This is a genomic window from Bradyrhizobium oropedii (assembly GCF_020889685.1).
GTDB lineage: Bacteria > Pseudomonadota > Alphaproteobacteria > Rhizobiales > Xanthobacteraceae > Bradyrhizobium > Bradyrhizobium oropedii.
Genome location: NZ_JACMYO010000292.1, coordinates 1 through 7,382, shown reverse-complemented (window position 1 = coordinate 7,382; position 7,382 = coordinate 1). Strand labels below are relative to the sequence as shown.

General features: G+C 65.4%; 6 protein-coding genes. 3 read left to right on the top strand and 3 right to left on the bottom strand.

Annotation, left to right across the window (positions count from 1 at the left end; translation table 11 throughout):
* Window positions 1-109: 109 nt before the first annotated feature.
* The 3 genes from H8A95_RS40610 to H8A95_RS40600 form a co-directional block, all read right to left on the bottom strand.
* Entirely contained in the window at window positions 110-391 is a 282-nt protein-coding gene (locus H8A95_RS40610) for a GIY-YIG nuclease family protein (RefSeq protein WP_229188122.1), read from the bottom strand.
* 297 nt (window positions 392-688) lie between these two features.
* Complete coding sequence (gene ubiG, locus H8A95_RS40605) at window positions 689-1,471, bottom strand: bifunctional 2-polyprenyl-6-hydroxyphenol methylase/3-demethylubiquinol 3-O-methyltransferase UbiG (protein ID WP_163158614.1); 783 nt, start codon at window positions 1,469-1,471, stop codon at window positions 689-691.
* 14 nt (window positions 1,472-1,485) lie between these two features.
* A complete protein-coding gene (locus H8A95_RS40600; RefSeq protein WP_229188121.1) occupies window positions 1,486-1,953 on the bottom strand; it encodes a PH domain-containing protein in 468 nt (155 codons plus the stop codon).
* A 208-nt stretch (window positions 1,954-2,161) separates the two neighbouring features.
* Between H8A95_RS40600 and H8A95_RS40595 the strand changes: the two genes are divergently transcribed.
* The 3 genes from H8A95_RS40595 (at window position 2,162) to prfA (ending at window position 7,260) form a co-directional block, all read left to right on the top strand.
* Window positions 2,162-3,418 (top strand): aspartate kinase, encoded by a 1,257-nt coding sequence (locus H8A95_RS40595; protein WP_229188120.1) that lies wholly within the window; start codon window positions 2,162-2,164, stop codon window positions 3,416-3,418.
* Window positions 3,419-3,855: 437 nt separating this feature from the next.
* Window positions 3,856-6,123 (top strand): phosphoenolpyruvate--protein phosphotransferase, encoded by a 2,268-nt coding sequence (gene ptsP, locus H8A95_RS40590; protein ID WP_229188119.1) that lies wholly within the window; start codon window positions 3,856-3,858, stop codon window positions 6,121-6,123.
* A 51-nt stretch (window positions 6,124-6,174) separates the two neighbouring features.
* Window positions 6,175-7,260, top strand: coding sequence for a peptide chain release factor 1 (prfA, locus tag H8A95_RS40585; RefSeq protein WP_229188123.1), 1,086 nt, complete (start codon window positions 6,175-6,177; stop codon window positions 7,258-7,260).
* The last annotated feature ends 122 nt before the right edge of the window (window positions 7,261-7,382 follow it).

The window sequence follows — 7,382 nt, the reverse complement described above, 5'->3', positions numbered from 1 at the left end:
TTCTGGATGGCACCAGCGTCTCAATCTCGACCCGTCGCGCCACAAACTCTCCGTCGTCCCTGCGAAAGCAGGGACCCATAACCACAGGAAGCAGTTCGTGGCACACCGGTCAGACAAGCAGATCACTAAGATCCCGCCACTCCGGGTTTTCCCGTTCAATCAGTTCGATCTTCCAGTCACGCTTCCATTTCTTAAGCTGCTTTTCGCGCGTGATGGCCTCTTCTGCGCGCTGATATGATTCGACATGGACCAGGCGGAAGACGGCGTAGGTTTTGACGAACGACGAGCCCTCGCCATTGCGATGTTGCTCAAGCCGTTTCTGAACGGAATTCGTCACGCCGATATACAGCGTGCCATGGCGCCGGCTGGCGAGGATGTAAACATAGTACATGCTCGGAACGCGGACCTCGCCCGACTATTGGGGCCGGTGGTTATGGGTCCCTGCTTTCGCAGGGACGACACCTTCTGGAGGAGACAGCGTCCCATATTTTCAGCACTCCCGCCACAAACTCCGCGTCGCCCCTGCGGAAGCAGGGGCCCATAACCACAGGGAGCGCTTTGGGGCAGGACGGCGGGACAGTGGCCTGCAACGATTGGAACGTGGAGCTCGCCCGATTATTTGGGTCGGGGGTTATGGGTCCCTGCTTTCGCAGGGACGACAGTGATTATGCGGATGCCTCGGCGTCACTCAAACCTCCTCCGCCACCACCATGTAGTTGACGTCCATGTCGGTCGAGACGGTCCATTTGTCGGCGAGCGGGTTGTAGACCACGCCGGCCTGCTCGGTGACGGTGAGGTTGACGTCGCCGAGATAGCGCTCGAGTTCGGCGGGAGTGACGAACTTGCTCCACTCATGGGTGCCGCGCGGGAGCCAGCGCAGCACGTATTCGGCACCGACGATCGCCAGCGCGAAGCTCTTCCAGTTGCGGTTCAAGGTCGAGACCACCATCAGCCCGCCGGGCTTGAGCATGACGGCACAGCGCTTGATGAAGGCGCCGACGTCGTTGACGTGCTCGACCACCTCCATCGCCAGCACGATGTCGAAGCGCTCGCGCGCGTCCATGTCCTCCACGGTCGTGCAGCGATAGTCGATCGACAGATGGCCCTTGTCGGCGTGCAGCTTCGCGGCCGCGATGTTGGTGGCGGACGGATCGATCCCGATCACCTGGGCGCCGAGCCGGGTGAACGGCTCGCACAACAACCCGGCGCCGCAGCCGATGTCGAGCAGGCGCAGGCCGGACAGGCAGTTCAGGCTCTTGGCGTTGCGCTCGAACTTGCGGCAGGCGGCGTCTCGGATATAGGTCAGGCGCAGCGGATTGATCTTGTGCAGCGGCGCCATCTTGCCGCGCGGATCCCACCATTCATCCGACAGCTTCGAGAACTTCGCGATCTCGGCCGGATCGACCGAGCTGGCGGAGGCATTGGCGGAGGAACTGGCGGAGGAACTGGAAAGTGTTGATTGTGTAGCCATGATTGCGCGCGCCCCTATCGCGCGGTGATCGAATTGCGAAACGACAGCGGCGAGGCGATGGTCCTGATGGTCTCGATGCCCTCGCCGACGCCGCGGATGGTGACGTCGCCATAATTGAGCAGGCGCCCCATGATGCTCTGGTTGACGTCGACGCTCTCGACCTTGTCGAGGCTCATCTCGAAGGTGCGCCGCTTGATGAAGCCGCTCTTGTGCACCACGCGGAAATTGGTGACGTCGGTTTCCGTGGTCCAGCGGTGGAACCAGGCAGCAGCAGTCCAGTACAGCGCCGCGACGGCGACCACGGCTGCGGCCGCCAGGCAGGCCAGCACGAGGCCGCTGACCGTCGTGAACCGCGACAGGATCAACAGCGCCAGCGCCGCGATCCATCCCCCGATCGCCGGCAGATAGAACATCCAATGCGCATTGGTGGAGTACAGCACCTTCTCGCCAGGCTGCAGGATTTCGTCGATATAGCGTCCCATCCAATCCGCCTTCGCGTCACCCCAGCGCCACAGCCCGCCCGCAACCGGTCGAAACACCCCCAAAGGACCACACGGGACCTCAGGGGGCCCCTACCAAGCGGCTTGCCCCCGGGCGCGGCGCTATGTATACGCGCCTTTCGGTCCCCGCGCTTGCGGTTTTCGGCGTGGGTTAACCTACTTATCCTCTTAAAGGAATAGACGCGTCGTCATGGGCCGCCTCGTGATGAAATTCGGCGGTACGTCCGTCGCCAACATCGATCGTATCCGCAACGTCGCGCAGCACGTGAAGCGCGAGGTCGACGCGGGCCACGAGGTCGCCGTCGTCGTCTCCGCGATGTCGGGCAAGACCAACGAACTGGTGGCCTGGTGCACCGAGGCCTCACCGATGCACGACGCCCGCGAATATGACGCGGTGGTCGCTTCCGGCGAACAGGTCACCTCGGGCCTGCTCTCGATCGTCTTGCAGGGCATCGGCATCCAGGCGCGCTCCTGGCAGGGCTGGCAGATCCCGATCAAGACCTCGGACGCGCACGCTTCGGCGCGCATCGTCGATATCGACGGCACCGAGATCATCACCCGCTTCAAGGAGCGCAAGGAAGTCGCCGTGATCGCCGGCTTCCAGGGCATCAATCCCGATACCGGCCGCATCACCACGCTCGGCCGCGGCGGTTCGGACACCTCGGCGGTGGCGATCGCGGCCGCGCTGCGCGCTGACCGCTGCGACATCTATACCGATGTCGACGGCGTCTACACCACCGATCCGCGGGTGGTGCCGAAGGCGCGCCGGCTCGACAAGATCGCGTTCGAGGACATGCTGGAGCTGGCCTCGCAGGGCGCCAAGGTGCTGCAGGTTCGCTCGGTGGAACTCGGCATGGTGCACAACATGCCGATCTTCGTGCGCTCCAGCTTCGACAAGCCAGAGGATATCGACCCGCACGCCAACCAGCCGCCGGGCACGCTGATCTGCAGCGAGGAGGAAATCATGGAAATGCACGTCGTCACCGGCATCGCCTTCTCCAAGGACGAAGCCCAGATTTCCGTGCGCCAGATCGAGGACAAGCCGGGCGTCGCCGCGGCGATCTTCGGGCCGCTCGCGGATGCCAACATCAATGTCGACATGATCGTGCAGAACGTGTCCGAGGACGGCAAGACCACCGACCTCACCTTCACCGTTCCGGCCGCCGATTATAACCGCGCCAAGGACACGATCACCTCCGCCAAGGCCAAGATCGGTTACATCAGGCTCGACACCGCGACCGACGTCGCCAAGGTCTCGGTGATCGGCAGCGGCATGCGCAGCCACGCCGGTGTCGCGGCGAAGGCGTTCAAGGCGCTGGCCGAGCGCAACATCAACATCCGCGCCATCACCACGTCCGAGATCAAGTTCTCGGTCCTGATCGACGCCGCCTACACCGAACTCGCGGTGCGCACGCTGCACACGCTCTACGGGCTGGATCAGGCGTAGGCCTTTGAGGGAACCCTCTCTCCTTGTGGGAGAGGGTGCCGCCGAAGGCGCCGGGTGAGGGGTCTGCCTCCGCGTATAGAAACCCCTCATCCGTCGCGGACTATGTCCGCGCCACCTTCTCCCACAAGGGGAGAAGGGAAGAGGCCCTCTACCTACCCCGCCCCGGAGTTAGAATTTCTCTTAGCGGGCGCAGCATAGGGCTGACGCAGACGTTATTTGCTACTGGCAGGCGTTTTGCTTGGCAAAGCGAGCCTTGATTGGCTATACGGCCAGTCAGGTAGGCTGTCGCAAACTGTGGCACAGTTTTAGCAATCCCGAATCGGCGGGAACTGGCGCAAGCGGCGACGCCGAATGACTAAAACTGTTGTTTTTGACGAGTTTTGCGCCAGCGGCCGGCCGGCCCGGTGCGCCGGCCTCGTGGGGAGGGACTGAAGCACATGCGGAGCGCGTCGGGAGGCCCCCGCATCCTGTTGAGACGGCTCCGCGAAACCATGGCGGAGCAAGTCTCCGCCCAGGAGCGCCTCGACAAGATCGTGGTGCTGATCGCGGCCAACATGGTGGCCGAGGTCTGCTCCTGCTACGTGCTGCGCGTCGACAACACACTCGAGCTCTACGCCACCGAAGGTCTGAACCGCGACGCCGTGCACCGCACCGTGCTGAGCGCGCATGAGGGCCTGGTCGGCCTCGTCGCCAGCGAGGCGACGCCACTCAATCTGTCGGACGCGCAAAGCCATCCGGCCTTCGCCTACCGCCCGGAGACCGGCGAAGAGGCCTACCACTCGTTCCTCGGCGTGCCGATCCTGCGCGCCGGCAACACGCTCGGCGTGCTGGTGGTGCAGAACCGCGCCAAGCGCACCTATGTCGAGGAAGAGGTCGAGGCGCTGCAGACCACCGCCATGGTGCTGGCGGAGATGATCGCCTCCGGCGAGCTTGCCGCGCTGGCACAGCCCGGCGCCGAGCCCGCCGCACGGCACTCGCTGCACAAGACCGGCGCAGTGCTCTCCGACGGCATCGCGCTCGGCCACGTCGTGCTGCACGAGCCGCGCGTCGTCATCACCAATTACATCGCCGAAGACCTGCCGAAGGAGATCAAGCGGCTCGACACCGCGCTGGCCAATCTGCGCGCCGACCTCGATCGCATGCTGGAGCGCGGCGACGTTGCCGAAGGCGGCGAGCACCGCGAGGTGCTGGAAGCCTATCGCATGTTCGCCAACGACCAGGGCTGGTCGCACAAGCTGCATGAGGCGGTCGCCACCGGCCTCACCGCAGAAGCCGCCGTCGAGCGCGTGCAGTCCGACACGCGCGCGCGCATGCTGCGCTCGACCGACCCCTATCTGCGCGACCGGCTGCACGACCTCGAGGATCTCGGCCATCGCCTGATGCGCCAGCTGGTCGGCCAGGACCATGCGCCGTCGCGCGAGCAGCTGCCCGACAACGCCATCCTGATCGCCCGCGCGATGGGCCCGGCGGCGCTGCTCGACTATGACCGCAAGCGGCTGCGCGGCCTGGTGCTGGAGGAAGGCACCGCGAACTCCCACGTCTCGATCGTGGCGCGCGCGCTCGGCATTCCCGCGGTCGGCGAGGTGCCGAACGCGCCCGGCATCGCCGATCCGGGCGACGCCATCATCGTCGACGGCATCTCCGGCGAGATCTATGTCCGCCCTTCCACCGAGATCGAATCCGCCTATGCCGAACGCGTCCGGTTCCGGGCGCGGCGGCAGGCGCAGTATTCGGAGCTGCGCGACAAGGCCTGCGTGACCAAGGACGGCCAGCCGATCGAGCTGCTGATCAATGCCGGCCTGACCATCGACCTGCCGCACATCGACGACACCGGCAGCGCGGGCATCGGCCTGTTCCGCACCGAATTGCAGTTCATGGTGAGCCCGAGCCTGCCGCGCTCGAGCGACCAGCTCGCGCTGTACCGCACCGTGCTCGACGCGGCGGGCTCCAAGCCCGTCACCTTCCGGACCCTCGACATCGGCGGCGACAAGGCGCTGCCCTACATGGAGACCGTGGTCGAGGAAAATCCCGCGCTCGGCTGGCGCGCGATCCGGCTCGGCCTCGACCGCCCCGGCCTGCTGCGCGGCCAGATCCGCGCGCTGCTGCGGGCCGGCGGGGGCCGCGCGCTGAAGATCATGTTCCCGATGATCTCCGACATCGCCGAGTTCGACCAGGCCAAGGCGATCGTCGAGCGCGAGCTGACCTATCTGCGCCAGCACGGCCATTCGCTGCCCGAGCGCATCGATGTCGGCACCATGGTGGAAGTCCCGGCCCTGCTCTACCAGCTCGACGAGCTCCTGAAGAAGGTCGACTTCGTGTCGGTCGGCTCCAACGACCTGTTCCAGTTCCTGTTTGCGGTCGACCGCGGCAATGCCAAGGTCTCCGAACGCTTCGACATCCTGTCGGCGCCGATCCTCCGCGCGCTGCGCGACATCGTGCGCAAGGCCAAGACGGCGAAGAAGGCGGCGTCGCTGTGCGGCGAGATGGCGTCGAAGCCGATCGGCGCACTGGCGCTGATCGCGCTCGGCTACCGTTCGCTTTCATTGTCGGCAACTGCGCACGGCCCGGTCAAGGCGATGATCCTCGACCTCGACGCCAAGAAGGCCGAGGCGATGATCAATCCGCTGCTCGATGCGCCGGTCGGCAGCGTATCGATCCGTGCGGCGCTGACGAAGTTTGCGGAAACCGAGGGGCTGGCCTTGTAGCGACGCTGTCGTCGCCTCCGCCGCCCTTCGCGCCTTCCGCAAATTCGAGATATCGCCATGCTACCCGAAGCCAAACTCGACGTCCTGCTCGCCCATCACGCCTCGCTCGAGGCCGAGCTGCTCGGCGAGGTCAAGTCCGATCGCTATGTTGCGATCACGCGCGAGCTCGCCGAGCTCAATCCGCTGATCGATGCGGTGAAGCTCTATCGCTCCGCCCGGTCGGAGCTCGCCGACACCGCGGCGATGCTGGCCGATGCGGGAACCGACGCCGAGATGCGCAGCATGGCCGAGACCGAGATGGAAACGCTGCAGGCGCGCATCGGCGATCTCGAGCAGCAGATCCGCATCGCGCTGTTGCCGAAGGACGCGATGGACGACCGCAACGTGGTGCTGGAAATCCGCGCCGGCACCGGCGGCGACGAGGCCTCGCTGTTCGCCGGCGACCTGTTCCGGATGTATGAGCGCTTCGCAGCGTTGCAGGGCTGGAAGGTCGAGGTGATCTCGGCGAGCGAAGGCACGGTCGGCGGCTACAAGGAAATCATCGCCGAGGTGCAGGGCCGCGGCGCCTTCGCCAAGTTGAAATTCGAATCCGGCGTGCACCGCGTGCAGCGCGTGCCCGACACCGAGACGCAGGGCCGCATCCACACCTCGGCCGCGACGGTCGCGGTGCTGCCCGAGGTCGAGGACGTCGACGTCGACATCAAGGACACCGACTTGAGGATCGAGACCATGCGCGCCGGCGGCGCCGGCGGCCAGCACGTCAACAAGACCGAGTCCGCGATCCGCATCACCCATCTGCCGACCGGCATCGTGGTGATGATGCAGGACAGCCGCTCGCAGCACAAAAACCGGGCCTCGGCGATGAACATCCTGCGCTCGCGCATCTATGATGCCGAGCGCCAGCGCGTCGATGCTGCGCGCTCCGCCGACCGCAAGGAGAAGGTCGGCTCCGGTGACCGCTCGGAGCGCATCCGCACCTATAACTTCCCGCAAGGGAGGGTCACCGACCACCGCATCAACCTGACGCTCTACAAGCTGCCGCAGGTGATCGCGGGCGAAGCGCTCGGCGAATTGATCGATGCGCTGACCACCGAGCACCAGGCCGCGCAGCTCGCAGCACAGGGCGCGGCGGCGTGACCTATTTTCGTCGTCCCTGCGAAAGCAGGGACCCATAACCACAGGCTGCCATTGTTGATCCCGATATCAACCCGCACCGTTCAAATCGAGGGCCCGCGGCGTATGGGTCCCTGCTTTCGCAG